This is a genomic window from Sporomusa sp., from assembly GCF_057736855.1.
In genome coordinates, this window is the sequence record NZ_JBYKYF010000115.1 from 6,559 (window position 1) to 9,013 (window position 2,455).

Annotated in this window: 1 protein-coding gene; it reads right to left on the minus strand. The window is 47.1% G+C overall.

All coding sequences use genetic code 11. The features are described 5' to 3' along the window. A partial coding sequence (locus tag AC29Z1_RS09205; protein WP_488271164.1) for a DEAD/DEAH box helicase occupies positions 1-2,233 on the minus strand: 2,233 nt, incomplete at its 3' end. Between the last annotated feature and the right edge of the window lie 222 nt (positions 2,234-2,455).

A 2,455-nucleotide genomic window follows, 5' to 3' on the forward strand; every position in this document is an offset into this window, starting at 1 on the left:
TATATTCGACAACATAACTTTGTACTGGAAATCGTTCCTCTGGCGGAGTTTCAATAATGCTCATATCCCGCGCGCCTACCAATGACATGTGAAGCGTACGCGGGATAGGCGTGGCGCTTAAGGTAAGCACATCCAGATTCGACCGCCAGCGTTTCATTTTTTCTTTCTGGGCAACACCAAAACGTTGCTCTTCATCTATAATTAATAGCCCTAGATCTTTAAATACGACATCTGACTGCAAAATCCGATGGGTGCCTATAAGCACATCCACCTGACCGAGAGCCACTTTCTGCAAAGTAGCCTTTTGCTCTTTAGCGCTCCGAAAACGACTGATAACATCAACGGTTAGGCCAAATTCAGCAAAACGAGCACTAAAAGTCTGATAATGCTGTTGGGCAAGAACCGTAGTAGGCACCAAGACAGCGACTTGCTTTCCTCCCATAACGGCCTTAAAAGCGGCGCGAATAGCTACCTCGGTCTTACCAAAGCCAACATCACCGCATAACAGCCGATCCATAGGCCGTGGCTGTTCCATATCATGTTTGACTTCGGCGATAGCCTGCAATTGGTCTGGTGTTTCCTCATAAGGGAAAGTATCTTCAAACTCTCTTTGCCAGGGAGTATCTGGTGGAAACGCGAATCCTGGCTGCAACTGACGCTGGGCGTACAGCTCGATAAGCTCTTTGGCCATATCGGCCACAGCGGCTTTGGCTTTTGTCTTGACTTTTAACCAGTCACTGCCGCCCATCTTACTAAGACGCGGTACTTCACCCTCAGCACCAATATATTTCTGCAACAGTCCCACTTGGTCTGTTGGCACATAGAGTTTGTCATCACCGGCATAGCGAATATGCAAATAATCTTTATGCACTCCGCCCACTTCGATCGTCTCAACCCCAACATATTTGCCGATACCATGATTGACATGAACTACATAGTCGCCAATGTTAATATCACGAAAGTATGTAATCTGCTGATCTTTCCCTACCCGTGGCCGCCGTTTTCGCTTCTGCCGTCCGAAAATATCCAGTTCAGTCAGCACAACCAGCTTGGCTTGGGGCAATTCAAATCCACATGACAGCAAACCAGTGGATACAACAACAGCACCGGGAATCAGCGTCATGATCCCAGACTGTGCCATAACGGTAGTTATGCCCTCTTGGGTCAGGTTTTGCTGAATCGTAGTAGCCTTATCCTGATTGGGTATAAATAAGGCAATACTATATTTCCTGGCCTGCCAGCCCTTAATTTCGTCAATCAGCATATCAATCTGCCGATGAAAAGGAGCAATACCTTTGGCGGTTATACTAATAACCTCTGTTGGCTGGGTGTTAGGGATCTTTTGTAGTAGCAGTGACAAATAGATGGTATTATAAGCCTGACAGGCAGCTACTAATTCCCCCCAGTTCACTACCCGACGTTTAGTATCTGGGTTTTCCTTTACCACTTTAGCCATCTGCTCCCTAAGCCGCGCCGGTTCGTCCAGCACAATGGTTGCACCTGCAGGTAAATAGGAGACAAACACTCCCGGCTTACCACTGGGTTCCGGCTCAGTTAATGGCATAATATCGGCCAACTCCAACTCTTGTATCGAACGTTGGGTGACAGTATCAAATTCTCGCAACGAATCAACTTCGTCCCCAAACAGCTCAAGCCGGAGCGGCAAACTCCGGTTAACAGGAAAAATATCAATAATCCCGCCGCGGATGCTAAACTGTGCGGCGCTATCCACTTGATCCACCCGCTCATAACCAAATTCCACCAGCGAATGAATCAGTTCTTCCCGGTTAATTACATCGCCACGACTAATACTAAGACGACTGTTGAGAAAATCCTGTTTAGAAATTACCTTCTGCATAGCAGCTTCGACGGTAGTTAAGACTAGGATCTTTTCTCCTCGTACCATACGGTTCAAAACATCTGCGCGTTTAGCTGCAAGTTCAACACTTTTAGCCGCAGCAGCAAAAGTAACGATATCTGCAGCCGGAAATTCTATCACCGGCACCTCTGGCAGCAGTGTAGCAAAGTCAGATCGTAACGCTTCCACTGCTTCGTGTCCGGCGGTTATCACGATGGTCGGACGAACTGCAGCCTGAAAGGCGGCCGCCATAAGTACACTTTTTTGTGAACCAGTGACACCATAAATTAGGCTTTGTGCGTTTGGCGCGGCAAATGCAGCCAGCGCCTGCCTAAGTGCCTTATCCTCATATAAAGATGCAAATAATGTCAGCATCGTTTTCTCTCCCATACAAAACCTTAGTAAGTAGTACCCCCTATAAACTCGTTTCAGCAATACTGAAACACCAGGCCCTCAGGTGAAGAGTCAATCTCACCTGAGGCAACGCCGCCTGTAGCGGCAGAAATCTTGATTCTCCATGTATGAGCTAAAAACCACTTGAATAGATTTCAAAAGGGCCTTAGCCTAGGAGCTAAAGCCCTTATATTATTTATCTTT